The sequence below is a fragment of the Pannonibacter anstelovis genome (assembly GCF_036881715.1).
Classification (GTDB): Bacteria; Pseudomonadota; Alphaproteobacteria; order Rhizobiales; family Stappiaceae; genus Pannonibacter; species Pannonibacter anstelovis.
Map to the genome: position 1 here is coordinate 249,346 of NZ_JBAKBF010000004.1, position 25,145 is coordinate 274,490.

Consider the following 25,145-nt stretch of genomic DNA (forward strand, 5'->3'; position numbering starts at 1 on the left):
GACAAAGCATGAGACAAAGGGACGAGGCGCTGCAGGCGCTGGAACGCGGGGAGAGCGGCGATATCCTCATCATCGGCGGAGGCATCAACGGCGTTGGCGTGTTCCGCGATCTCGCTGCACAGGGCATCGGCGCAACGCTTGTCGAGATGGGGGACTTCTGCAGCGGCACATCCGCCGCGCCCTCGCGGCTGATCCACGGCGGGCTGCGCTATCTGGAACAGGGCGAATTCAAGCTGGTGCGCGAGTCCGTGGAAGAGCGCGACAGCCTGCTGCTCAATGCCCCGCATCAGGTCCGCCCGATCCGTGTCTGGGTGCCTGCCCTCTCCTGGGCAGGGGGAACAGTGCAGGCGGGCTTGCGCTTCCTGCGCCTCATGAAGGACCCAGGCCCGAAGGGCGCGCTGATCCTGAAGCTCGGCCTCACCATCTTCGACAGTTTCAGCAACCGCAACCGCTCCATGCCCCGGCACAGACTGGTCAAACGGAAGAACGCGCTGGATACGGTTCCGGGTCTTGCGGGCAACATCAAGATCGTCGCCGAATATTTCGACGCGCGGATCACCAGCCCCGAGCGGTTGACGCTGGAGCTGGCGGCGGATGCGGAGAAAGACTGCGCGGCAAGCCTTGCGCTTCCCTATGTCCGGCTGGCCGGGATCGACGGGGAAACGGCCCTGCTGGAGGATGTGCTCACGGGCCGGATCTACCGCAAGACCTGCCGCTTCATCATCAACTGCGCCGGGGCCTGGATCGACGAGGTGGATGCAAACCTTGGCGTTGCCGAACGGCTGACCGGCGGCACGCGGGGCTCGCATCTGGTGCTGAGGCGTCCGGATCTGGCGGCGGGTCTTGGCGACGTGATGCTCTATTTCGAAACACCGGACCACCGGGCCTGCCTGATCTACCGGCTGGACAGCGAGCATGTGCTTCTGGGCACCACCGACATCCGCACCGAAGACCCCGGAGACAAGGACACCTCGGAGGCAGAGATCGACTACCTGTTCGAGGTGCTTGCCACCGTTCTGCCCAGAGCACGCGCCCGGCGGCAGGATATCGCCTTTGCCTATTCCGGCGTGCGCCCCCTGCCCCGGCAGACCAGCGGCGCAGCAGGCTCGATCAGCCGCGACCACACCTTCCGCATTTTCGAGCCTGCTGGCGCACGCAATGTGCCGTTGCTGACCCTGATCGGCGGCAAATGGACGACCTACCGGGCCTGCGCCGAACAGATCGCCGATCTGGTTCTGCCCCGTGTTGCCGGGACGCGCCGCGTCTCCACCGCCGACCTGCAGATAGGCGGCGGCAAGGAGTTCCCGAAGACCCCGCAGGGCCTGAAGGCACTGGCTACCCAGATTTCAGCATCTGCTGGCCTCAGCCAGGCACGGGCAATGCTGCTGATCAAGCGTTACGGCACGGCGGCAAAGCAGATTGCGCAGGAACTACAGCCGGATACGCCGCTTGAGAGTGCACCTTGCTATTCAAGGGAAGAAATTCTATGGATCACTCGTAATGAGCGCGTCACACGTCTGGAAGACATGATCCTCCGGCGCACGCTGATGGCATTCGAGGGAGTGGCTAGCGACGCCTGTATTGGCGAAGTTGCCGGCATCATGGCCTCCGCCCTGTCCTGGACAGGCGAGCGGATGAACCAGGAAGCTGAGGCCACACTCCGGCTGCTGAAAACGAGGCACCGGGTGCAGCCGCAATAGGGAGACGCGGCGGGCCCGGCAGGATGAAGGAAATGCCCCCGTGTCCGATCAGCCCCTGGATATGCCGGCCCTGCAGGGCCGCTCTTCCAGAGTTCCGCTCTGGCTTCAGCTGAAGACGGCCATTGCGGACATGATCGTGCAGCGGGGCATGCAGCCCGGCGACAAGCTGCCCAGCGAGACCGACCTGTGCAACCAGTTTGGCGTGTCGCGCATCGTTGTGCGCCAGGCCATGAGCCAGCTGGTGACGGAAGGGCTCGTCTACCGTCAGCAGGGCCGCGGCGCCTTTGTGGCCCAGCAGACGGAAGACAGCGATTTCGTCGGCCGGATCATCGGCTTCTCGGGAGACATCCGCAGCCGAAACCATCAGGTTTCACGCACCATTCTTGCCGCCGACATCCGCGAGCCGGATGCCAAGGCCGCCAAGGCATTGGGTCTGGGACCGGACGACAAGGTGGTGTACTTGCGGCGCATCATGAGCGTGGATGGCGTGCCACGCATTCTGGTGCACAGCGTGCTTCCCGAGGCGCTGGTGCCGGGCCTGCTGGATCATCCGCTGGAAGACCGTTCGCTCTATGCCCTGCTGCTGGAGCTTTACGGCATCAGCTTCGAGGGGGCGGAGCGCTGGGTTGAAGCCGTCAACGCCAGCGCCGAAGAAGCCGCGCATCTGCAGATCAAAAAGGGCACTGCACTTATCAAGATCGAGTCCCGCTCGACGATCCGGAACGGCAAATACGCGGAATATTTCTCCGCCCTCTACCGGACAGACGCAGCCCGCCTGCACTTCACCATCCGGCCTGACCACACTGCCTGAGCGGGAAGCCACTATTCATCCCCCGGCACACCGTAAGACGGGGCAGCAACGGGATTGAGCGCCCGCGTGACGTAATCTGCCGCCTGCGGCTTGTAGACCTCCCAAGCCTTCGCAACGGCGGCCACCGGGCAGCCGTCGTCCAGCCAGTCGATCCGCAGCTCCGCATAGGGCCAGGACTGCTCGTCCACGATCAGCAGCCCCGCCGAATGCACGGGGCCAGCCTCGCCGCCCGCCGCAACAGCAGCGCTCAGAGCCGCAATCAGCCTGTCGCCGAGTTCCCCTGACGCAGCCTCAAAAGCCGCGGCCATCGCTGCCGGCACACCGTCATTGGCCAGAAGATTGCCCGCCGCCACACACTGGCGCCCCTCGGCTGAAGTCCAGATGCCCAACGCCTTGGGACCGGAATGGATGGCTGTCCGCCCTTCGGCGTCCACCGCCAGAAGCTGGCGGTAGTCCGGGAAGGCGTCGCTGTCCCGCGCCGCCGCAACCGCTTCCGCTGCGCTGGTGCCTTTCGCCAGCTCCTCCAGCATTTTCGGGCCCAGCGCGGGGTTGGTGACATTCTGCGTTGCCACAGCCCCGATGCCTGCCTGCGCCCAGGCACAGCGGGCAGCAACGGCGGGCGAGGAGGACGAGATGGCAACACCAAGCTGGCCGGTCTTTTCGCAACGGGCAACGATGGAGAAGGTCATGAGGGGTCCTTTCCGGCCTTTCAGCCGCTCTGGCTCAATCGGGAATGACGGCGGTGGCGTCGATCTCGACCAGCCACTCGGGCCGGGCCAGTGCCACAACGACAAGGCCGGTGCAGACTGGGAACACGCCCTTGATATATTCCCCCATGGTCCGGTAGACCGCCTCGCGGTGGCGCACGTCGGTGAGATAAACCACCAGCTTGGTGACATGCTCCATCTGCCCGCCCGCTTCCTCGACCAGCTGGCGAATGTTCTGCATCACCTTGTGGGTTTGCTCCACCGGGTCGTGGCTCTCGATATTCTTCGCGGTGTCGAGATCCTGCGGGCATTGGCCGCGCAGGAAGATCATCGTGCCGCGTGCCACCACGGCCTGACAGAGATCATTGTCCAGCTTCTGCTCCGGATAGGTGTCCCGCGTGTTGAACTTGCGGATGCGCGTATGTGCCATTGCCGTGTCCCCTCGAGTGTCAGATACCGCATGCCGCTCAGGGCTGCGGCCTGTAGGCAAGGTAATTGTCCTGAATGCGGATGTGGTCCGCCACATAGCCCGCGTCGTGCCAGACGCCCCAGATGAAGCTCGAGCCACGCCCCGACAGCCAGGGCAGCCCGAGAAAATAGATGCCCTTTTCCGCCGAGACGCCGCGCTGATGCTTGGGCCGGCCAGCTTCGTCAAAGGCGTTGACCTCAAGCCAGCTGTAGTCTGACATAAAGCCCGTTGCCCAGATGATGGTGGAGACGCCGGCCGCCTCCAGATCCAGCTCACGCAACGGAGTGCTGACGCAGTCCACCTGCGGCCCCAGAATGCGCGCCTCCGGCTCTTCCGGCAGGTCAAGCCCATTACGGGCGACGAAGGCATCCGCCTCGTCCAGCACGGCCAGATAATTCCGGTCGCCCCGCTCAAGATTGCGGGCAAGGTCATCGGCGAAGGTCAGGATGCCATCTCGGTAAGCACCGGTCATCCCGGTCAGCACCATGCCCTGAGCTGCAAGACGGCGGAAATCGATGGTCTTGCCGCCATGAGCGCCACTGACGGCGATGGTGACATGCTCCGCGCCGGGGGCCTGCGCCTGTGCATCCCATTTGCCCAGCACGCCCAGCCACCAGACGAAATCACGGCCCCGGTAGGAGCGCGGCGGACGGTCATGCGGGCCAACGGAAAGATAGACCTTGCGGCCAGACAGCATCAGCTCTTCGGCAATCTGCACGCCAGAAGACCCGGAGCCGACCACAAGCACGGCGCCCTCCTCCAGCTGGGAGGGATTGCGGTAATCACTCGAATGGATCTGCGCCACGGCTGCTTCTGCCGGTATGATCGGCGGAATGCTGGGCTTCTGGAATGGCCCAGTGGCAGCCACCACATTCAGCGCCTCGATAACGCCACCGGACGTTTCCACCCGGAAGCCAGGGCGCCCCTCCAGCCGGGAGACCCGGCTCACTTCAACTCCGCAGCGGATGGGGGCCTTCACCATATCCGCATAGGCGACAAAGTAATCCGCCACACCTTCCTTGCCCACGAAGGCATCCGGGCCGCAGGGGAACTCCAACCCCGGAAAACGGTCATGCCAGGCGGGGCCATTGGCCACAAGGGAATCCCAGCGCATAGACCGCCAGCGTTCCGCGATACGGCCACGCTCCAGAACGATGTGGGCAATGCCATTGCGGCTGAGGTGCTCGCTCATGGCGACACCCGCCTGACCGGCGCCAACAACCAGCGTGTGGATCGTTTCAACTGCCATGCGCCCGCCCTTCCGCAGCTTGCCCGGACCGCCTGCCTGCGCCGGTCTCTCAGGTCTAGCGGGTCGATTGCATCTGGAAAAATACGAAATCTTGCAGCATTGATTAGGAAAACCCGAGGCAGGCCATCAGGGTTCGGACCGGGAGACAGAAATGCGGATCACGTTACGCCAGCTTGAGTATTTTATCGCGGCAGCGGAGGCTGGCAGTATTGCGCTCGCGTCTGCCCGCATCCGCGTCTCGCCGCCGTCCATCTCCACCGCCATCTCCCAGCTGGAAACCGAACTGGGCGCGCAGCTTTTCCTGCGCCGCCATGCACAGGGGCTGTCACTGACACCAGCAGGGCAGAAGCTGCTGATCGAGGCCAAGGCCGTGATCGGGCAGGCGCAGAACCTCTACACCGCCGCCTCGGAAGCCACCGGGCAGGTCAGCGGCGCGCTGTCGCTCGGCTGCCTGCTCACCTTCGCGCCTATGGTGCTGCCGGAAGTCAGCCAGAGCTTTCAGGCTGCCTATCCGGGTGTCACCATCCGCCCCACGGTCAGCGATCACCAGACGCTGCTGGCGCGGCTTGAGCGGGCGGAGCTGGACGTTGCCCTGTCCTATGACCTGCTGGTGCCGGAGGGGTTTGAGTTCACCCCGCTCGCCGAACTCCCGCCCCATGTGCAGGTGGCCGAAACCGATCCGCTGGCGCAGCTCACAGCCATCTCTCTAGCGGAACTGGCGGATCAGCCGTTCATCCTGCTCGATCTGCCACTGTCTCGGGACTATTTCCTCGCCCTTTTCGCCGCCGCCGGGATCACCCCTAACATCATTGCGCAGATCCAGCATCTCGACGTCATCCGCACCATGGTCGCCAGCCGCTATGGCTATACGCTGGCCAATGTGCGCCCGCGCAACAAGGCGGCGCTCGACGGGCGGCGCCTCGTCAGCCTGCGCCTTGCCGGAGACCACAGACCGATGCGGCTCGGCCTTCTGAGCGCCGGACAGCGGGTGCCCACCCGGCTGGTGCAGGCCTTCGAGACCCATTGCCGCCAGCTGATTTCCAGCAGCTACGTGCCCGGCATGGATGCCCCGGTTCTCATGCCAAGGCGGCAGGATGTGAAAGACTGAGAATGGCTACGATCACAGGCGGGCGGCACTGGGCACGCCGGCCACCAGATCTTCGATGAACTGGAGGGTCTGCGGGCTGAGATCGGCGGATTTGCGCGTGATCACCTCGTAAGGCTCGCTCTTGGAGCGCAAGTGCATGGGCAGGATGCTGGCCATGCCGAAGTTGACGAAGAACGCTGCGACATCGCTGGACAGCAGCGCCACCGTGTTGGGCTCCGCCTGCATCAGCGACATGGTGGTCAGTGCCGAGCGGGTTTCCAGCAGGGCACGCGGCATTTCAAGCCCTGCCTGCCGGAACTCCTGCTCCAGTGACAACCGCATGGGCATCGAGGCGGTGTAGACGATCCAGCGCGCATCCACGAGATCCTTGAGCCCCACTTTCTTGCGCCCGATCAGCGGATGAGCCGGATTGGCCACAACGGCCAGAAGCTCGTCATGGAAGGCGGTGACATTGTAAAGCTGCGGAGTGGTGCTCATGGAACTGCGGCCGATGACGAGATCCAGCAGCCCCCGGTCCAGCTGGCGCAGCAGTTCCACGCTGGTGTCTTCCAGAATTTCCACCGAGGTGCGGGGAAAACGCCGCAGGAAGGCGCTGATGGTTTCCGTCACATAGGGCACGGCGCCCATGATCGTGCCGATGCGCAAGCGGCCCCACTCTCCGTCAGACGCACTGTGGATTTCCTGCGCCATGGCAGTCAGCTGCGACAGCATGGTCTTGGCATGGCGGATCATGCATTCCCCGGCGGGCGTTGCGATGAGCCCCCGGTTGGTGCGGTTGAACAGCTTCGTCCCCGTCAGATCCTCCGCCTCCTGCAGCGCCTTGGTGGCGCGCGGCTGGCTCATGCCGATCAGTTCGGACGCCCGTTTCAGGGAGCCGTTGTCATCGATGGCGGAAATCAGCAGCATCTGCCGCATGGAGAGACGGATCAGCGGCATGGAATGGGTGCGCGGCATCGGCTTTTGAGTTTCTATTTCGTTATATCAGTATCCGAGAATAGCGTATTTACAGCTCCTGCGCTGCCTTTATCCTGCCAGCCCAACAGGAATGCCCAGGGGAAAGACGATGTTCCGCACCCTTGGGTTACCAAATGGGAATAGCCAAGCAGGGGGACGTATGAGCCTGATCAATTACGTAACGCGGGTCCAGTTCGGATACGGCGAAATCGCAACGCTGAAGGCGGAGCTGGCGCTGGCAGGAATCACCCGTCCGGTCATCGTCACCGACAAGGGCGTGCGCGCCCTGGGCATGCTGGAGCGCATCGAAGCCGCGACCGGCGTCACGCCTGCCGCTGTTTTCGACGAAACCCCCGGCAACCCCACTGAAGCCGCCGCCGTCAAGGCTACCGCCCTGTTCCGTGAAGCTGGCGGCGACGGCATCATCGCCATCGGCGGCGGTTCGGCGCTGGACCTGGCCAAGGCCGTTGCCATCATGGCCGCGCATGACGGCCCGCTGAAGACCTATGCCGTCGTTGAAGGCGGGCTGGAGAAGATTACCTCCCGCACCTTCCCGACCATCGCCGTGCCCACCACCGCAGGCACGGGCAGTGAAGTTGGCCGCGCCGCCATCATCATTCTGGAAGATGGCCGCAAGGCCGGGCTGCTGTCGCCCTATCTCATCCCGAAAGCCGCCATTGTCGATCCGGAGCTGACGCTCAGCCTGCCGCCCATGCTCACCGCCGCCACGGGCATGGACGCCATCTCCCACTGCATCGAGACCTATCTCGCCCCGTCCTTCAATCCGCCTGCCGATGGCATTGCGCTGGAAGGCCTGCGCCGGGGTTGGGCCAACATCCGCCTTGCTGTGGAAGAGCCGAACAACCGCGATGCCCGCGCCAACATGGCCATCGTAGCGACCATGGGTGCCATGGCATTCCAGAAGGGCCTCGGCTGCGTGCACAGCCTCAGCCACTCGCTGGGCGGCATCAATCCGAAGCTGCATCACGGCACGCTGAATGCCATCTTCATGCCGCCTGTGCTGGCCTTCAACCGCGACGCCAAGACTTCGGTGGACGAGAACAAATACGCCCGCCTTGCCGATGCCATGGGCCTTGCCGCTGACGCGGACATTGGCGCTGCCATCGAAGACATGACCCGCGCCATCGGCCTGCCTACCCGCCTCTCGGAACTGGGCGTGACCGCAGACCTTTTCGAAAAGGTGGTGAAGGGCGCGCTGGCCGACCACAGCCACCGCACCAATCCGCGTGACGCCACCGCCGAAGACTACCACGCCATGCTGCAGGCTGCGCTCTAAGCACAAGCCTCCCCAGGGAGTGACAAGATGACTTATACGCCGCACGGCAATCATCTGATTGCCGGCGAATGGGTGGCGACGCCCGATCGCTTTTACAACGAGCCCGTTTCCGGTGAGCCCGCAGCCTTCTCTGTGGGCACCGTGGAACTGGTGAACCGCGCTGCGGAAGCAGCTGAAACCGCCTTCTGGTCCTACGGCTATTCCTCTGCCGCAGAGCGCGCCGCCTTGCTGCGCGCCATTGCCGATGAGATCGAGGCACGCGGGGCCGCCATCACCGAGACTGGCTGCAAGGAAACCGGCCTGCCCGCTGCGCGCCTTGAAGGCGAGCGGGGCCGCACCGCCGGTCAGCTGCGGCTTTTCGCCAGCCACATCGAGAAGGGCGACTATCTCGACCGCCGCTTCGATCCGGCCCTGCCGGACCGCCAGCCCGCACCGCGCCCGGAAATACGTCTGATGCAGCGGCCGGTTGGCCCGGTTGCCGTGTTCGGCGCCTCCAACTTCCCGCTCGCCTTCTCCACGGCGGGTGGTGATACGGCCGCAGCTCTCGCCGCCGGATGCCCCGTGGTGGTGAAGGGCCATTCCGCCCACCCGGGCACCTCCGAAATCGTCGCAGAAGCCATCCATGCTGCCATTGGCAAGCTCGGCATTGATCCGGGCGTCTTCAGCCTGGTGCAGGGCGGCAACCGGGACGTGGGCAGCGCCCTCGTCACACATCCGCTGATCAAGGCCGTCGGCTTCACCGGTTCGCTGGCGGGCGGGCGGGCCCTGTTTGACCTGTGCGCCAGCCGCCCGGAACCGATCCCCTTCTTCGGCGAGCTGGGCAGCGTCAACCCGATGTTCGTTCTGCCGGAAGCCGTGAAGGCCCGCGCCGCCGCCCTTGGTGCAGGCTGGGCCGCTTCGCTGACGATGGGCGCAGGCCAGTTCTGCACCAATCCGGGTATTGCCGTTGTGGTGGCAGGCAGCGATGCGGACAGCTTCGTGGCCGCCGCCAAGGAAGCCCTCGCCAAGACCGGTCCGCAGGTGATGCTGACCGCTGGCATTGCCCGCGCCTATCAGTCCGGGCAGGCCCGCCTGCAGAACCGCGAAACGGTTAAGCCCGTGCATGAGACCGCGTCGGAAGGGCGCAGCGCCAACCCGAACCTCTATGAGACGACGGCAAGCCAGTTCCTTGCCGATCACGCGCTGTCGGAAGAAGTGTTCGGGCCGCTCGGCCTCGTCGTCCGGGTGGAAACACCTGAAGAGATGCGCCGCATTGCCCTGAGCTTCCAGGGCCAGCTGACGGCCACGCTGCACATGGATGACGGCGACCTGCCGCTGGCAAAGACGCTGCTGCCGGTGCTGGAGCGCAAGGCCGGGCGCGTGCTCGTGAACGGCTTCCCGACCGGCGTGGAGGTGGTCGATGCCATGGTGCATGGCGGCCCCTATCCGGCCTCGACCAACTTCGGCGCCACCAGCGTCGGCACCATGGCGATCCGGCGCTTCCTGAGGCCGGTCAGCTACCAGAATTTCCCGGCAGGCCTGCTGCCGGAAGGCGTGCTCTAGCACCCGGATATGGCGTGCCCCGCCGGGGCACGTCTTCTACCTGGAGGAGGAAACACATGAAACTTTTGCAGTCTTCGAAAACCGCCATTCTCGCCGGCATGGTCCTGGCCGGAGGCATCACCGCCGCCATGGCACAGACCACCCTTACCGTTACCCACTCCTCGCCCGCAGACAGCCACTTTGGCCTTGCGGCTGCCGCCTTCAAGAAGGTGGCTGAGGAAAAATCCGGCGGCACGATCAATGTGGTGATCCAGCGCATGGACAACGAGCGCGAAGCGCTGGAAAGCGTGCAGTTCGGCTCGCAGGAATGTGCCATGGGCTCGGCAGGCCCGCTCGGCAACTTTGTGGCCGAGACCCGGGTCCTTGACGTGCCGTTCCTGTTCGACAGCTATGACCATGCACGCGGTGTTCTGGACTCGGATGTCGGCAGCGAGCTTCTGGCCCTCTTCCCGGCACGCGGCCTCTATGGCGTTGCCTGGCTGGAAAACGGCTTCCGCAACCTGACCACCGGTAACAAGACCGTCAACTCGCCGGAAGACCTGCGCGGCATGAAGATCCGCACCATGGAAAACCAGGTGCACATGCAGGCCTGGCAGGCTGCCGGCGTTCTGCCGACGCCAATGGCCTTCTCCGAACTGCCTTCGGCCCTGCAGCAGGGCACGGTAGATGGCCAGGAGAACCCAATCCCGGTGATCCTGTCGAACAACCTCGACATGATGCAGAAGCACCTTTACCTGACCCGCCACGTCTATTCGCCGGGCATTTTCGTTTGCAACCCGGACTTCATCGCCGGTCTGACGGAAGAGCAGAAGGCAGCCGTGGAAGAAGGCGGCAAGGCCGCATCGTCTGCCAACCGCGCAAGGGTGGAGCAGGACGAGACTGCTGGCATCGAGACCCTGCGCACGCGCGGCATCGAGGTGGTGGAAGTCGCTGACCGCGACGCCTACCGTCAGGCCATGGCTTCCGCCAATGCCGCGTTTGAAACCCAGTTCGGTGCAGACCTCATCAAGCGCATCCGGGACTGGAAAGCTCAATGAGTTCAGTGGCGGCACTGATCCGTCGCGCTGACGGACTTGTTGCAGGGGGGGTGGCGGCTGCCGCCTCCCTTGCACTGGCCATCGCCGTGGCGTCCAGCTTCTGGCAGGTGATGGGACGTTTCCTGTTCCACACCCCTTCCAGCTGGTCGGAAGCGCTCACACGGCTTGCTCTCGTCTGGATGGTGCTGCTCGGCATTTCCGTTGCCCTGCGCAAAGGCGCATTGGTTGCAATCGATCTGGCACGGGAGGCCACAACAGGCGGGCTGCGCCGCAGCATCGAGACCATTACTCTCGTCTCCTGCCTGATCATGTTCGCCACCCTCTTCTGGTTTGGTATCGCCACCGCTCAGCGCGTCCAGATGCAGGAAATGGCCGGTCTGGAAATTTCCATGGCCTGGGGCTATGCCGCCATTCCGGTTGGATCGCTCTTCGCCGCCCTTGGCGCCATCGTGCATTTCATCCAGTCCGGCAAGGAGACAGCGCAATGACCGGTGCCATTGTCTCCGCGATGCTTGTGCTCTTCGCCATTTCGGTGCCGATCGCAATCTCCATCGGCCTTGCCTCGATGATCGGGCTTTTTGGCTTCACCACCCTGCCCGCGATCGTCATTCCACAGCAGATCTACATCGCTCTCGACAAGTTTCCGCTGGCGGCCATTCCCTTCTTCATCCTTGCTGGCAACCTGATGGAAGTCGGCGGCCTTTCGCGCCGTCTTGTCGAGTTTGCCCGTGCCTTCGTCGGCCGGATCCAGGGCGGTCTCGCAGCCACCTGCGTCGTCACCTGCATGCTGTTTTCGGCCATTTCCGGTTCGAGCGTTGCAACGACCTTCGCCGTAGGTGTCGTGCTCATTCCCGCCATGCGGAAGTTCGGCTATCCGGTGGGCTTCGTCGCAGCCCTCATGGCCACCTCGGCAGAACTGGGCGTCATCATCCCGCCGTCGATTCCGATGATCCTGTACGGCGTCGCCACACAGACCTCGATCCCGGAACTCTTCCTCGCAGGCATCCTGCCCGGTCTGATGATCGCGGGCGCCCTGCTGCTGACTGCTCTCGTCTGGTGCCGTGTCCAGGGATGGGGCAAACGTGACGGAGAGGGCAGCCTGCCGAAGCTGACAGCAACCCGCCGCGCCATCTGGGCCCTGCTGATGCCGGTGCTGATCATGGGTGGTATCTATGGCGGCGTCACCACGCCGACCGAGGCCAGCGTCATCGCCGTCATCTATGCCATGGTGGTGGGCCTGTTCCTGCACCGGGAGATGACATGGACGGATCTCATCAACGCCTTCCGCAAGTCGGTCGTCACCTCCGCCGTCATCATGTTCATCATCGGCACCGCCAGCCTGATGGGCTACCTGCTCAACCGGCAAGGCGTGCCCGATGCTGCCGCGCTGTGGCTGACGAACACCTTTGATGGTCCCGTGTCACTGATGCTGGCCATCAACGCCATGCTCTTCGTCATCGGCATGTTCATCGAGACGGGCGCAAGCATCATCGTTCTGGCACCGATCCTTCAGGATGCAGCCGCCCGCGTTGGGATTGCGCCAGTGCACTTCGGAACCGTGATGGTGGTGAACCTCGCCCTCGGCATGATCACGCCGCCGCTCGGGGTCAATCTCTTCGCCGCCGCACAGATCGCCGGGTGCTCGGTGACGCAGATGCTGAAGCCGCTGATGGTCTTCGTCGGCGTCATCGTGCTGTGCCTGCTCGTGATCTCCTTCGTCCCTGCCGTCAGCATGACGCTGCCGTCCCTGATCGGACGCTGAACACCTGCCAAACACGCCTGCCCCGGCTTCGGGGCAGGCCGGATTGCTCACATCTTGAAGAGTTTGCCCACATGACCGGCTCCCTGATCCAACAGCTGCAGGATATCGTTGGCCGCCGCTATGTTCACACCGGCGCCCGGGGCACCCGGCGCTTCCGCAGGGGCTACCGCTATGGCGACGGCGAGATTCTGGCCGCAGTCGAGCCCGGCACGCTGGTGGAACAGTGGCGTGTGCTGGAGGCCTGCGTCGCTGCAGACGTTGCCATCATCTTTCAGGCGGCGAACACGGGGCTGACCGGCGGCTCCACGCCTTTCGGGGATGGTTATGACCGCCCCATCGTCATCATTTCCACCCTGCGCAACAGGCGCATTGACCTTCTCGACCACGGGCGGCAGGTGCTGTGCATGCCGGGCGCAACGCTCGATCAGCTGGAACGCATGCTGAAGCCCCTCGGCCGGGAACCGCATTCGGTCATCGGCTCCAGCTGCATCGGCGCATCGGTGACGGGGGGCATCTGCAACAACTCCGGCGGCTCGCTGGTGCAGCGCGGCCCGGCCTATACCCAGCTGTCCCTGTTTGCACAGGTCGATGCGCAGGGCCGGCTGCACCTCGTCAATCACCTCGGCATCCGCCTTGGCGGCCAGCCGCTGGACATCCTCACCCGGCTGGATGCGGGCAGTTACACCGAGGCGGACGTGGATTTTCCGCAAGGGGCACAGGCTTCCGACATCGAATACAAGGACCATGTGCGCGATATTACCGCCCACACGCCCGCCCGCTTCAACGCCGATCCGCGCCGCCACTATGAGGCGTCAGGTTCGGCCGGCAAGATCGGCGTCTTTGCCGTTCGGCTGGATACCTTCGCGGTGGCTAAAGAGGAAAAGGTCTTCTACATCGGCACCAGCGACCCGGCTGAGCTGCAGGCCATCCGGCGGCATATTCTGGCAAACTTCAAGAACCTGCCCATTGCCGGGGAATACATGCATGCGGACGCCTTCCGTGCGGCACAGGTCTGGGGCAAGGATCTCTATCTCTTCATCCGCACCTTCGGCACCGTCAACGTGCCCCGCGCATTTGCGGCCAAGAGCTGGTTCGACGGCCTGACGGAGCGCTTCGGCCTCGGCAAGGCTGTGTCCGATCACCTGCTGCAATTCGCCAGCCGCTTCCTGCCAGAACAGATGCCAAAACGGCTGATCGACTGCCGTGACACCTATCCGCATCATCTGATGATCCGGGCAGGCGATGGCTGCATCTCCGAGACGCGGGACTACCTCGCTTCCCTCTTTCCCAGCAAGGCGGGCAACTTCATCGAATGCACGGAGGCCGAAGGCAAGGCCGCCTTCCTCAACCGCTTCACCGTGGGCAGCGCCGTGGTGCGCTACCGGGCGGTGCATAGCCGCACGGTGGAGGATATCGTTGCCCTCGACGTTGCCCTGCCGCGTGACACCATCGACTGGTTCGAGACCCTGCCGGATGAGATTTCGGACAAGATGGCGCTAAAGATCTATGTCGGCCACTTCCTCTGCCACGTCATGCATCAGGAGTATCTGGTGAAGAAGGGTGTGGACTGCGAAGCGCTGGAGCACGAGATCTGCGCCCTGCTGGACGCGCGCGGCGCGGAATATCCGGCCGAGCACAATGTCGGCCATCTCTATGAGGCAAAGCCCGCGCTGCAGGACTTCTACCGCAGCCTCGACCCCACCAACACCTTCAACCCCGGCATCGGCAAAACCTCAAAGTGCCGCCACTGGCACTAGGCCTCAATTGAATGCGGCAGGGCGGCGCCCCGCCCGCCGGAAATTTGGCTGAATGGTCCCAATCAGCATTTTCTGCGTCCTCTGCGATGCAACACTACGCCGCAAAAGGAGAGGCCGCCTTCTGCTGCAGGAGTGCGGTCTTCGGCAAGGCTGATTGCTCCGGGCAGGACCGCATGATGAAGACACTGCTGCTTACGAAGGAAGACGTCAAAGGCCTGATCACGATGGCCGAGGTCATCGGCGCCGTGGAGGATGCCTACAAGACCTTCAGCAGCGGACTGGTGCAGCAGCCCGGTTACATGGGCCTGCATCTGCCTGCCCCGCGCGGAGAGATCGACTTCAAGGCAGGATACAATCAGGCCAATGAAACCATCACGCTGAAAGCCTCCTCTGGCGGCTTCCCGCATAACATGGCAGAGCACGGCGTGCCCAGCGGTATGGGAACCGTTCTCCTGTTTGATGCCAGAAGCTGCGCGCTGGCCTGCGTCATGGATGGAAGCCTTCTCACTGGGCTCAGAACGGGCGCATCGGGCGCCGTCTCCGTGAAGACGCTGGCGCGCAAGAATGCCCGGACGGTGACGGTGATCGGCACCGGCAATCAGGCCAGGATGCAGATCCGCGCCATCCGCGAAGTGATGACGATTGGTGAGATCCACGCCTGGTGCCGGACACCGGAAAAGCTCGCTGCCTTCAAGGACGAGATCGAGCAGGCGTTTGGCATCCCCGTCACCGCTGCCGCTTGCGCCAGAGACGCCGTGGCAGCGGCCGACATCCTGATCACGGTGACCCGGGGTACGGGGCCAGTGGTGGAAGCGGGCTGGGTGAAGCCCGGAACCCACATCATCGCCATCGGCACGGATCAGCACGGCAAGCAGGAATTCGAGCCTGAGATTTTCCGCGGCGCCCGGATCGTGGTGGACTCCCTCTCCCAGTGCATCAGCAAGGGCGAAACCTGGCATCCGCTGAATGCGGGCATCATCACGCAGGAGCAGATCCACGGCGAGATCGGCGAAATCCTGCTGGGGCACAAGCCGGGCCGCGAGCGGGATGACGAAATCACCATTTTCGATTCCACCGGCATGGCAATTCAGGACAATACGGCCGCCCGGAAGATCTATGACAACGCCGTCGCACGCAATGCCGGCACCTGGTTCAGCTTCTTCCAGTAATCTATATCCTCCGCCCTCCGGACTGTCAGAAGGCCACCCCAGCATGCGCAACTACCCGACGCTCCAGGATATCCACGACGCAAGAGAGCGGGTGAAGCCGCATATCCGCCACACCCCGCTGCTGCGGGCGGACAAGATCGAGAAAAGGCTGGGCTGCGAACTCCACCTCAAGCCGGAAACCCTTCAGGTCACAGGCGCCTTCAAGATCCGGGGTGCCCTGAACAAAGTTCTGTCGCTGCCACGGGAGGAAACCGCGAAGGGCCTCATCTCCAGTTCGTCGGGCAACCATGCCCAGGCACTGGCCTATGTGGCAAAGATGCTGGGCGTGAAGGTGGTTCTGGTCCTGCCGGTGACAACTCCCAAGCTGAAGATCACCAACACTGAGGCTCTGGGCGCTGAAGTCATCCTGTTTGACGGGGACAATGCCTCCCGCTGGAAGCAGGTCTACGACATCGCGGAGCGCAACAATTACACTGTCGTGCACGGCTTCGAGGATCCGCTGGTGATGGCCGGCCAGGGGACGATGGCCTGCGAGATCCTTGAGGATCTGCCGGATGTCAGCACAGTCATCGTGCCGGTGGGCGGCGGCGGTCTCATCTCGGGCGTGGCGACCGCGTTCAAGGAACTCAAGCCTTCAGTGCGGGTCATCGGCGCCGAGCCCGCCCTGACCCCGAAATATTACCACAGCCGCCTGAACGGTGAGCCCACCTCCCTGCCGCTTCTGGACACCATCGCAGACGGCCTGCGGATCAGCGTTCCGGGCCGCAACCCCTATCCCATTATCGAGAGATACGTCGACGAGATTGTCCTCGTCGAAGACGCGCACATCGTCGAGGGCATGCAGGTGCTGGCAAGGGATGCAAAACTGATTGCAGAACCCGCTGCCTCCATCGGCATCGGCGCCCTGCTCGCCGGATCTATCAGCCTGACGCCGGGTGAAAAGGTCTGCGCCATCCTCACCGGCGGCAACTGGGATCTGAGCAGCCTCGCGGACGTCTACAACAGGCTCTGACCCTTGAGACTGGCCACGGCTGACCGGGCTGCCAATGCGGCGCCCGGAGTTCGCTGCAGCTGAAAACCAAGACGTGATGCACCGGCCCAGGAAACCCTGATAGAATTGTGGCTGACCCGAATTTCGAGCGCCGCATTTTTTGAAGGATCTCCATGGCATTGGCTGGCAAAGAGGCGGTGGCAGCCGGGAGCGGCTGGACGAAGCCGAAACGATTCGACCGCAATCTGATCGTGATTGGCGCAGGGGCTGCCGGGCTGGTGTCTTCCTATATTGCGGCAGCGGCAAAGGCGAAGGTTACGCTTGTCGAGGCACACAAGATGGGGGGCGATTGCCTCAACTTCGGCTGCGTCCCCTCGAAGGCACTGATCCGGAGCGCAAAGGCCGCCCATCAGATGCGCCACGCAGACCGCTACGGCCTTGAGGCAGTTGAGCCCAAGGTGCCCTTTGCCCGCGTGATGGAACGCGTGCACCAGGTGATCGCCGCAATCGAACCCCATGACAGCATCGAGCGCTACACCGGCCTCGGCGTCGAGGTGCTGCAAGGCTATGCAAGGCTTGTCGATCCGTGGACGGTCGAGATCGCCCTGAACGGCGGCGGAACACAGCGGCTGACCACGCGCGCCATCATCCTTGCCACCGGCGCGCAGCCCTTCGTGCCGCCCATCCCCGGCCTCGACAAAACCGGCTATCTCACGTCCGATACCTTGTGGGAGAAGCTGCGCGGCAGGGAGGAAGCGCCCAAGCGCCTGGCCGTGCTTGGCGGCGGACCGATCGGCTGCGAGCTGGCACAAAGCTTCGCCCGGCTTGGCTCCATCGTGACTCAGATCGAAATGGCGCCCCGCCTGATGATGCGCGAGGACGAGGATGCAAGCGCACTGGTCACGGCCTCGCTGCAAGCCGATGGCGTTACGGTTCTGACCGGCCACAAGGCAGCGGCCTGCGGCGTGGAGGACACCGGGGAGAAGTGGATCGAGGTGGAGCATGCAGGCGGCAAAAAGCGCGTCATCTTTGACGACTTGATCGTCGCCGTGGGCCGCGCACCGCGCCTCAAGGGCTTCGGGCTGGAAGAGCTCGGCATCAGGGCGGAAAGGGTTGTGGAGACCAATGAATACCTCCAGACGCTCCACCCAAACATTCTGGCGGCAGGTGACGTAGCGGGCCCTTATCAGTTCACCCATGTGGCGGGGCATCAGGCCTGGTTTGCGGCCATCAATGCCCTGTTTGGGGATTTCAAGCGCCTCAAGGCCGATTACAGCATCATTCCCTGGGCGACATTCACCGACCCGGAAGTCGCCCGGGTGGGGCTATCCGAAGCCGAGGCGAAGGCGCAGAACATCCCCTATGAAGTAACGCGTTACGGGCTGGATGATCTCGACCGGGCGATTGCCGACGGCTCAGCCCATGGTTTCGTCAAGGTGCTGACGGTGCCTGGCAAGGACAGAATCCTTGGCGTCACCATTGCCGGGGAGCATGCCGGTGACCTCTTGGCGGAATTCGTCTTTGCCATGAAACATGGGCATGGGCTCGGCAAGATTCTCGGCACGATTCATATCTACCCGACACTGGCGGAGGCCGGAAAGATGACGGCGGGCCAATGGCGGCGCAACCATGTCAACGGCTTCCTGCTGTCTCTTCTGGAGCGCTTCCACACCTGGAGGCGCGGATGATCGACGCCCGCCTCTTGCCTCTGCAGCGCGCCGCCCTGCAGCCTCTGGCCGGTTTTCTCGCCCGCCGTGGCATCAGCGCAGACAAGCTCAGCATCACCGGCTTCGTAGCTGGGGTGTGTGCCTTTGGCGCGCTCTGCTTTGGCCAATGGCTGCCGGCGCTGCTGCTCATCCTGCTGAACCGCCTGCTCGACGGGCTGGACGGGGCCGTAGCCCGCATTCACGGCCCCACGGACCGGGGCGCCTATCTCGATATCGCGCTGGATATGGTATTCTATGCGCTTATCCCGCTCGGCTTTGCCATTCAGGCACCGCAGGACCATGCCCTGCCCGCTGCCGTGCTGATTGTGTCCTTCGTTGGCACCGGCTCGTCTTTTCTGGCCTTCTCGGCCGTTGCGGCAAAGCTCGGACGCAAGGCGCCGGAGTTTCCCACCAAAGGCATCTACTATGCCGGGGGGCTTGCCGAGGGCTTCGAGACAATCGCTGTCTTTACCGCCATGTGCCTGTTTCCCGGTCATTTTGCCGTGATCGCCTATGGTTTTGCCGCTCTCTGCGGCCTGACCACCCTCATCCGCTGGCGGCAGGGCTGGGTTGCCTTTTCTCAAGATGGGCCATGATGCGGCCTGCGTCCGTCTGAGGCTGCAGCTGGAGCTGATCAAGCCATAGTGACCACACGGACGAACAGCTTTGCGCAATATGGCAGGCATCAGATGCTTGCGCAGACAGGAATCATGAGCGAACCCCGCACAGACACACAGAAGCTGCCTGTAGAGCGCAACCCGTGGCGCTTCGCACCTGCCGTGCTTGTCGTTGCCGGCCTCGTGACCGGCTATATGCTCGGTCTGCAAGACTATCTGAGCCTCGACTACCTTGCCGGGCAGCGGACATCGCTCAGGGCCTATGTGGAGGCCCATATGCTGTGGTCCGCCACCCTGTTCCTCGTGATCTATATTCTAGCGGTCGCCTTTTCCTTTCCCGCTGCATCCATCCTGACCCTGTTCGGCGGTTTCCTTTTTGGCTGGCTCGCTGGCGGCGCGCTGGTTGCTGCCGGCGCAACAGTCGGCGCTTCGCTCGTTTTCCTCGCTGCGCGCTCAGCCTTCGGCGGCTTCCTGCGCCACAGGGTCAAGGGCTTCATGAAGACGCTGGCAGACGGTTTCCGGGAGAATGCCTTCGGCTATCTTTTTGCCATCCGCCTGGCGCCCGTGTTCCCGTTTTTCGTGGTCAACATAGCCGCCGCCCTTTTCGACATCAGCCTTGGCCGGTTCGTGGCGGCGACGTTTTTCGGGATCCTGCCCGGAACCTTTGCTTATGCCTATCTCGGCCAAGGCGTGGACAGCGTGCTTTTGGCTGCAAAGGCATCGGGCCGTGAGGTACAACTCTCGGATCTGGTGACGCGCGACATTACCCTCGCCTTTTTCGTGCTGGCCGCATTTGCGCTCCTTCCCACACTGGTGAAGCTGATCCGCAGGCACAGGGCTGGCCCGGGCTGAGCCGCAACAGATTGGCCTGACCGCCCGGGCCATGCTTTGATACAAAGGCCCGCCGGGGGTTTTTCCGGGCCGCGAACGGAGTTTGACGGAACATGCGCTTGCGCAACGGCCTTCTGGCAGCAGGTCTGGCTGCCACCATAAGCTCTCTGCCCGCAGCCGCGGCTGCTCCAGATGTCACCAGCTGGGCCGAAGTCGAAAAGGCCGCATCCGGTCAGACGGTCTATCTCAACGCCTGGGGCGGCTCTGAAAACATCAACGCCTATCTGGAATGGGTGGGCGCCGAAATGCTCAAGCGCCATGGCGTGACCCTGGTGCATGTGAAGCTGGACGATACGGCCAATGCCGTCGCCAAGGTGGTCGCTGAAAAAACGGCCGGCAAGGACACTGGCGGCTCGGTTGATCTCATCTGGATCAATGGCGAGAACTTCGTGTCCATGAAAAAGCAGGGCCTGCTGCTCTCGCCCGGCTGGGCCGGCTCCCTGCCCAACTGGCGCTATGCAGATACCGAAAACCAGCCGACCATTCTCACGGATTTCACCGAGCCGGTGGAAGGGCTGGAGAGCCCTTGGGGCGGCGCCAAGATGGTATTTTTCTACGACAGCGCCCGGACGGACGCGCAGACCCTGCCAGACAGCGCCGGAGAGCTGCTGGCGTGGGCGAAGAAAAATCCCGGCCGTTTTTCCTATCCTGCACCGCCGGATTTCATTGGCTCCTCATTCCTGAAGCAGGTCTTGAGCGAAGTGATCGCAGATCCGGAAAAGCTGGCACAGCCGGTGAATGAAGCCAGTTTCGAGCGTGATACAGAGCCGCTTTTTGCCTTTCTCGATGAGTTGCATCCGGTTGCCTGGCGGTCCGGAAAGGCCTTTGTGCAGAACTATCCGGACATGAAACAAAAGCTGGCCGATGGCGAGCTGGATATCGTCTTTGCCTTCAATCCGGCAGAGGCTTCGGCCGGCATCAGGGCAGGCGAGCTGCCGGATACGGTTCGCTCCTTCACTTTCTCCGGCGGCACGCTCGGCAACACGCATTTTGTCGCCATTCCCTACAATGCCAATGCCCGCGAAGGAGCATTGCTGACAGCCAACTTCCTGCTGTCGCCGGAGGCGCAGCTGCGCAAACAGGATCCTGCCTACTGGGGAGACCCGACCGTACTGTCCATGGACAAGCTCGGCGAGGCGGACCGCAAGGCATTCCGGTCTCTTGATCTGGGGATTGCCACTCTTGCGCCGGATGAGCTGGGGCCAGTGATCGCAGAGCCGCACGCCAGCTGGATGGAACGCATCGAGACGGAATGGCGCCGCCGCTACGCCAGCGGCAACTGACGCTGTGGCGGACGGGGGGCGTAAGACCGCAATGAACGATCGGGCACCCGCGCTCCTTGCAAGGGGCGCGGTGCTGTTGACGCTTGCCCTGCTGCTTCTGCCCATTGCCTTCGGCCTGCTCGGCACCCTGCTGCCCGCAGCCGGCTATCTGCCGGTTCTTGGCGGCGAGAGCTTCAGCCTGGATGCCTTCAGCAGACTTGCCGCAACGCCGGGCATCGTGCCAGCCGCTGTTCTCAGTCTGACAGCAGGGCTGGCGGCCTCCGCGCTTTCGCTGCTGCTCACCTTGCTGTTCATAGCCGGTTTTGCCGGAACGCCGGTTCTGTCGCGGCTGCAGCATCTTCTGTCGCCGCTGCTTGCCGTTCCGCATGCAGCTGCGGCCTTCGGGCTTGCCTTTCTCATTGCCCCCTCCGGCTATCTCATCCGCCTTGCCGCGCCGCTGACGGGCATCACCCGGCCGCCGGATATCCTGATCCCGCATGATCCCTGGGGCCTGGCAATGGTGGCAGGGCTGGTGATCAAGGAAACGCCGTTTCTATTTCTCGTCACACTGGCAGCGCTGCCGCAGGTGGATCTGGCCGGAGCCAGGCGGCTGGCGGCGTCTTTCGGCTATGGCCGGGTTGCAGGCTTTGTCTATTTGCTCTGGCCTGCGCTGTACCGGCAGATCCGCTTTGCGGTCTATGCCGTCATCGCCTATTCCACCTCGGTTGTGGATGTGGCGCTGATCCTTGGGCCGAACCTGCCCGGCACGCTTGCTGCCCGGCTGGTGGACTGGATGAATGACCCTGACCTCTCCGTCCGCTTTCTTGCCTCTGCCGGGGCCCTGGCTCAGCTGGCGGTAACGCTCGCGGCTCTTCTCCTCTGGCTCGGTCTGGAGCGGCTGTGCGGAACGGTCACCTGTCACTTGCGGGATCGGGGCGTGCGGTTCAGGCGCGATGCCCTGTTACGCCGCCTTGCCGCGTTCACCCTTGCCCTCACCGGCTGTGCCGTCTTTGCGGGCCTTGCCGTTCTGGCGCTCTGGTCTGTTGCAGGCTTGTGGCAGTTTCCCGCCCTCCTGCCTCAGAATTTCACATTGCGCAGCTGGACCGGAGCCTTGCCACAGATATCCGGACCACTTCTGACCACCCTCACCATCGGCATTTCCTCAACGCTGATCGCGCTGATCCTTGCCTCTGGCTGTCTGGAGCGCGAGATCCAGACAGGGAAAGGTGCCGGAGAACGCGGGCTGCTGATCCTCTATCTGCCGCTGATCGTGCCGCAGGTCACATTTGTGTTCGGCCTGCAGCTGCTGTTCATCGGCAGCGGCAGCCAGAACCGGATGGCGGCGCTCATCCTCGTGCATCTGGTTTTCGTTCTGCCCTATGTCTACCTGTCTCTCGCCGGTCCCTGGCGGGCGCTTGACCGGCGATACGAGATCATTGCAGCAGCGCTCGGCAAACCGCGCCTGACGGTGCTCTTCACCATCCGCTTGCCCATGCTGCTGCGTCCGCTGCTTACAGCGGCAGCTGTCGGCTTTGCCGTTTCGGCAGGGCAATACCTGCCAACCCTGCTGATCGGTGAAGGACGCCTTGTGACCGTCACCACCGAAGCCGTCGTCCTTGCGTCCGGCAGCAACAGGCGGGTGATCGGCGTTTATGCGCTGCTGCAGGCCATCCTGCCGTTCCTCGCCTTTGCGCTGGCCGTGCTGGTGCCGGCGTTTATTCACCGCAACCGCCGCGCCATGAGGATTTGACCATGCCCGACCGCGAAGGCGCATCCGGACTCAGACTCAGCCACGTGGCCATCCGTCATGAAGACAGGGTGCTGATTGACCTTTCGGCGCATGTAGCACCGGGCCATGTCCTGACGGTCATGGGGCCGTCAGGATCAGGAAAATCAACGCTTCTGGCCTATATCGGCGGCTTCCTCGACCCCGCATTCCATGCCAGCGGAGATGTTCTGGCAGATGGCATCAGCCTCTCCGGCCTGCCGCCGGAGCAGCGCCGCGCAGGCATCCTGTTTCAGGATCCCCTGCTCTTCCCGCATATGAGCGTGGGGGAAAACGTCGCCTTTGCCATTCCCGCCGAGGTACGCCTCAGTGCGGAACGGCAGAAGATCGCGGCTGCAATCCTCTCGGAAATTGAACTTGACGGCTTTGCCGGGCGCGACCCGGCCACCCTGTCCGGCGGGCAGAAGGCACGGGTCGCGCTTGCCAGGGTGCTCGTGTCGCGGCCACGGCTGCTATTGCTGGATGAGCCCTTCTCCAAGCTTGATGCGGACTTGCGGGCGCAGATGCGCAGTCTGGTGTTCGTAAGAGCGCGCAGTGCGGGCCTGCCCGTGCTGCTGGTCACCCATGACGCTGCCGATGCCGAGGCTGCGGGCGGCGCGGTGCACCGCCTCGGCCAGAGAGGAGACGCAGATGCCTGATGCAGCACAAGAGCCTGCCCCGGTTGTGCTTCTTGGTGGCGGCCATGCCCATGTGGAGGTGATCCGGTATCTGGGCAGAGCTCGCTTGCCCCGTCCGGTCACTCTCGTGTCCCCGGCCCGCCATACCCCCTATTCCGGCATGCTGCCTGGCTATGCTGCCGGAGAGTACAGCTTTGAGGATTTCCATATTGATCTGGTGAGCCTGTGCGGGCGCTGCGGCGTGACATTCCTTGAGACCGCGGCCACCGGCATCGACCCCGCAGCAAGGACGGTGACGCTTGCGGACGGAGGCACCCTTGAGTACAGCCTTCTGTCCATCGACACAGGCTCAACGCCTCAACTGCCGAAAGGCCTGTCCGGCGGCATACCGGTGAAGCCGATTTCCACCTTCACGCAGGCGCTGGAGCAGCTGGATGCATTGGCCGCCCGCACTAAAGCGCACCTGCAGATCGCCGTGGTTGGCCAAGGGGTGGCAGGTGTTGAACTGGCCTTTGCCCTGCAGCAGCGCTTCGCCCAGCGCGGGGTGAAGATCGCACTGGCAGGACGCTCGCAGTGCCCGCTGCCGGAGCGCAGCAAACTTGCGCAGCGCATGGTGGCGAGGGAGCTCGCAAAGACCGGGATCAGTCATCATCCGGAGTTTGATGCCGTTGCCTTTTCAGATGGACGGCTGACGGCGCGCGACGGCAGGCAGCTCGCGGCCGATGAGGTGGTCTGGGCCACCTCCAGCGGAGCACCTGGCTGGCTGCAGGACAGCGGACTTGCCCTCGATGCAACTGGTTTCATCCGTGTGGACGCCACGCTGCGGTCTGTCTCTCATCCCGATGTCTTCGCTGCCGGAGATGTGGCCTCCCTGCCCGACCCGAGGCCAAAGGCCGGAGTCTTTGCCGTGCGGCAGGGGCCAGTACTGGCCCAGAACATCCACCACAGCGTCATGGGCAGGCCGCTGACGCCCTACCGGCCCCAGCGCGCCTGGCTCACACTTATCTCCCTACCGGGCGGATGCGCGATTGCCGACAAATGGGGGCTTGCCGTATCCGGCCGCTGGGTGCGGCTCTGGAAGCATCATACCGACACGCGCTTCCTCCGGCGCTATTCAGGTGGCGGCTGAACTCTCCGCTTCCCGCCTGAATGCGCTGCGCAGGTGCTCGCATGCGCTGTCCGGATCAAGTTCGGGATCTCCGGCCAGCAACAGCCCAGCCAGACCATCGCGGAGCGCCTCAAGCCGCAGAGCGGTGGCGCGCGGGTTGCTCAGTTTCCATGTGGCGTCCACCGAACCGCTAGACAGAATGTCTGCAAGACCCTGGCGCAAGCGCATCCGCGCGGCAGACAGCGCTTCGGCCAGCTGTGCATCTTTCACTGCAAGGCTCTCTGCCTCGATCCATAAGCGCCAGAAAGGCCGGGCTTCCGGCAAGAAACTCTCACTCATGAACCGCTCCAGAGCCTCCGCCGGGCTTTCGCCCTCGCGGCGCAAATCTGCCGCCACAACATCAAAGATCGCAGTCCAGGCCTGCGCCCTCAAATCCGGCCAGCGGAAATAGTGGTTCAGCAAGCCAGTCCCGACGCCGGCGCGCTCCGTAACCATCCGGGTCTGCACTGCCAGGAGTCCCTGCTCCATCAGCAGTTCGGCGGTAGCAGACAGAATACGGTTACGCTTGCCCAGTGCAGTCATCTGAAACCCTCTTGACGAATTGA

23 protein-coding genes are annotated in these 25,145 nt (G+C 63.6%); 18 read left to right on the plus strand and 5 right to left on the minus strand.

All coding sequences use genetic code 11. From position 1 onward, the window contains the following. Positions 1-8 precede the first annotated feature (8 nt). Together V6L75_RS08720 and V6L75_RS08725 are read left to right on the plus strand one after the other, a co-directional pair. Entirely contained in the window at positions 9-1,700 is a 1,692-nt protein-coding gene (locus V6L75_RS08720; protein WP_334251113.1) for a glycerol-3-phosphate dehydrogenase/oxidase, read from the plus strand. A gap of 40 nt (positions 1,701-1,740) precedes the next feature. After that, on the plus strand, positions 1,741-2,511 hold the full coding sequence (locus V6L75_RS08725) for a GntR family transcriptional regulator (protein WP_334251114.1): 771 nt from the start codon (positions 1,741-1,743) through the stop codon (positions 2,509-2,511). Positions 2,512-2,522: 11 nt separating this feature from the next. Here the strand turns inward: V6L75_RS08725 and V6L75_RS08730 are convergent, their stop codons facing one another. From V6L75_RS08730 to V6L75_RS08740, 3 genes are read right to left on the minus strand one after another with little or no spacing between them, the layout of a single operon-like run. Continuing rightward, a complete protein-coding gene (locus V6L75_RS08730) occupies positions 2,523-3,200 on the minus strand; it encodes a DUF1028 domain-containing protein (protein WP_334251115.1) in 678 nt (225 codons plus the stop codon). Between the two features lie 34 nt (positions 3,201-3,234). Next, positions 3,235-3,648 carry a RidA family protein gene (locus V6L75_RS08735; RefSeq protein WP_334251116.1) on the minus strand — a complete coding sequence of 138 codons (414 nt, stop codon included), beginning with the start codon at positions 3,646-3,648 and terminating at the stop codon, positions 3,235-3,237. Positions 3,649-3,685: 37 nt separating this feature from the next. After that, positions 3,686-4,936 carry a flavin-containing monooxygenase gene (locus V6L75_RS08740; protein ID WP_334251117.1) on the minus strand — a complete coding sequence of 417 codons (1,251 nt, stop codon included), beginning with the start codon at positions 4,934-4,936 and terminating at the stop codon, positions 3,686-3,688. A gap of 151 nt (positions 4,937-5,087) precedes the next feature. On the opposite strand from V6L75_RS08740, the gene V6L75_RS08745 reads away from it, so the two are divergent. Beyond that, a complete protein-coding gene (locus V6L75_RS08745) occupies positions 5,088-6,044 on the plus strand; it encodes a LysR family transcriptional regulator (protein WP_334251118.1) in 957 nt (318 codons plus the stop codon). A 12-nt stretch (positions 6,045-6,056) separates the two neighbouring features. Here the strand turns inward: V6L75_RS08745 and V6L75_RS08750 are convergent, their stop codons facing one another. Next, positions 6,057-6,998: a LysR family transcriptional regulator gene (locus V6L75_RS08750; RefSeq protein ID WP_334251119.1), complete on the minus strand. Its 942-nt coding sequence runs from the start codon at positions 6,996-6,998 to the stop codon at positions 6,057-6,059. A gap of 160 nt (positions 6,999-7,158) precedes the next feature. Between V6L75_RS08750 and V6L75_RS08755 the strand changes: the two genes are divergently transcribed. From V6L75_RS08755 to V6L75_RS08825, 15 genes are all read left to right on the plus strand, one after another. Next, complete coding sequence (locus V6L75_RS08755; RefSeq protein WP_334251120.1) at positions 7,159-8,295, plus strand: iron-containing alcohol dehydrogenase; 1,137 nt, start codon at positions 7,159-7,161, stop codon at positions 8,293-8,295. Between the two features lie 27 nt (positions 8,296-8,322). Then, positions 8,323-9,837, plus strand: a complete 1,515-nt coding sequence (locus V6L75_RS08760) for an aldehyde dehydrogenase (NADP(+)) (RefSeq protein WP_334251121.1) — start codon at positions 8,323-8,325, stop codon at positions 9,835-9,837. Between the two features lie 56 nt (positions 9,838-9,893). Further along, positions 9,894-10,874, plus strand: a complete 981-nt coding sequence (locus V6L75_RS08765; RefSeq protein WP_334251122.1) for a DctP family TRAP transporter solute-binding subunit — start codon at positions 9,894-9,896, stop codon at positions 10,872-10,874. Further along, entirely contained in the window at positions 10,871-11,362 is a 492-nt protein-coding gene (locus V6L75_RS08770) for a TRAP transporter small permease (protein WP_334251123.1), read from the plus strand. Before V6L75_RS08765 ends, V6L75_RS08770 begins: the two co-directional genes overlap by 4 nt. After that, positions 11,359-12,636 carry a TRAP transporter large permease gene (locus V6L75_RS08775; RefSeq protein ID WP_334251124.1) on the plus strand — a complete coding sequence of 426 codons (1,278 nt, stop codon included), beginning with the start codon at positions 11,359-11,361 and terminating at the stop codon, positions 12,634-12,636. Before V6L75_RS08770 ends, V6L75_RS08775 begins: the two co-directional genes overlap by 4 nt. A gap of 71 nt (positions 12,637-12,707) precedes the next feature. Then, a complete protein-coding gene (gene dld / locus V6L75_RS08780; protein WP_334251125.1) occupies positions 12,708-14,393 on the plus strand; it encodes a D-lactate dehydrogenase in 1,686 nt (561 codons plus the stop codon). A gap of 176 nt (positions 14,394-14,569) precedes the next feature. Further along, a complete protein-coding gene (locus V6L75_RS08785; protein WP_334251250.1) occupies positions 14,570-15,562 on the plus strand; it encodes an ornithine cyclodeaminase family protein in 993 nt (330 codons plus the stop codon). Between the two features lie 43 nt (positions 15,563-15,605). Then, a complete protein-coding gene (locus V6L75_RS08790) occupies positions 15,606-16,574 on the plus strand; it encodes a threonine ammonia-lyase (protein ID WP_334251126.1) in 969 nt (322 codons plus the stop codon). Between the two features lie 152 nt (positions 16,575-16,726). Next, entirely contained in the window at positions 16,727-18,241 is a 1,515-nt protein-coding gene (locus V6L75_RS08795; RefSeq protein WP_334251127.1) for a dihydrolipoyl dehydrogenase family protein, read from the plus strand. Then, a complete protein-coding gene (locus V6L75_RS08800; protein ID WP_334251128.1) occupies positions 18,238-18,855 on the plus strand; it encodes a CDP-alcohol phosphatidyltransferase family protein in 618 nt (205 codons plus the stop codon). Before V6L75_RS08795 ends, V6L75_RS08800 begins: the two co-directional genes overlap by 4 nt. A gap of 114 nt (positions 18,856-18,969) precedes the next feature. Beyond that, positions 18,970-19,728: a TVP38/TMEM64 family protein gene (locus V6L75_RS08805; RefSeq protein WP_334251129.1), complete on the plus strand. Its 759-nt coding sequence runs from the start codon at positions 18,970-18,972 to the stop codon at positions 19,726-19,728. Positions 19,729-19,820: 92 nt separating this feature from the next. Further along, on the plus strand, positions 19,821-21,050 hold the full coding sequence (locus V6L75_RS08810) for an ABC transporter substrate-binding protein (RefSeq protein WP_334251130.1): 1,230 nt from the start codon (positions 19,821-19,823) through the stop codon (positions 21,048-21,050). A 31-nt stretch (positions 21,051-21,081) separates the two neighbouring features. Continuing rightward, positions 21,082-22,779 carry an ABC transporter permease gene (locus V6L75_RS08815; protein ID WP_334251131.1) on the plus strand — a complete coding sequence of 566 codons (1,698 nt, stop codon included), beginning with the start codon at positions 21,082-21,084 and terminating at the stop codon, positions 22,777-22,779. 2 nt (positions 22,780-22,781) lie between these two features. Then, positions 22,782-23,453, plus strand: a complete 672-nt coding sequence (locus V6L75_RS08820; protein ID WP_334251132.1) for an ATP-binding cassette domain-containing protein — start codon at positions 22,782-22,784, stop codon at positions 23,451-23,453. Then, positions 23,446-24,561 (plus strand): FAD-dependent oxidoreductase, encoded by a 1,116-nt coding sequence (locus V6L75_RS08825; RefSeq protein ID WP_334251133.1) that lies wholly within the window; start codon positions 23,446-23,448, stop codon positions 24,559-24,561. The genes V6L75_RS08820 and V6L75_RS08825 overlap by 8 nt, the downstream gene beginning before the upstream one ends. Here V6L75_RS08825 and V6L75_RS08830 read toward each other — a convergent pair. After that, entirely contained in the window at positions 24,547-25,122 is a 576-nt protein-coding gene (locus V6L75_RS08830; protein ID WP_334251134.1) for a TetR/AcrR family transcriptional regulator, read from the minus strand. The genes V6L75_RS08825 and V6L75_RS08830 overlap by 15 nt on opposite strands. Between the last annotated feature and the right edge of the window lie 23 nt (positions 25,123-25,145).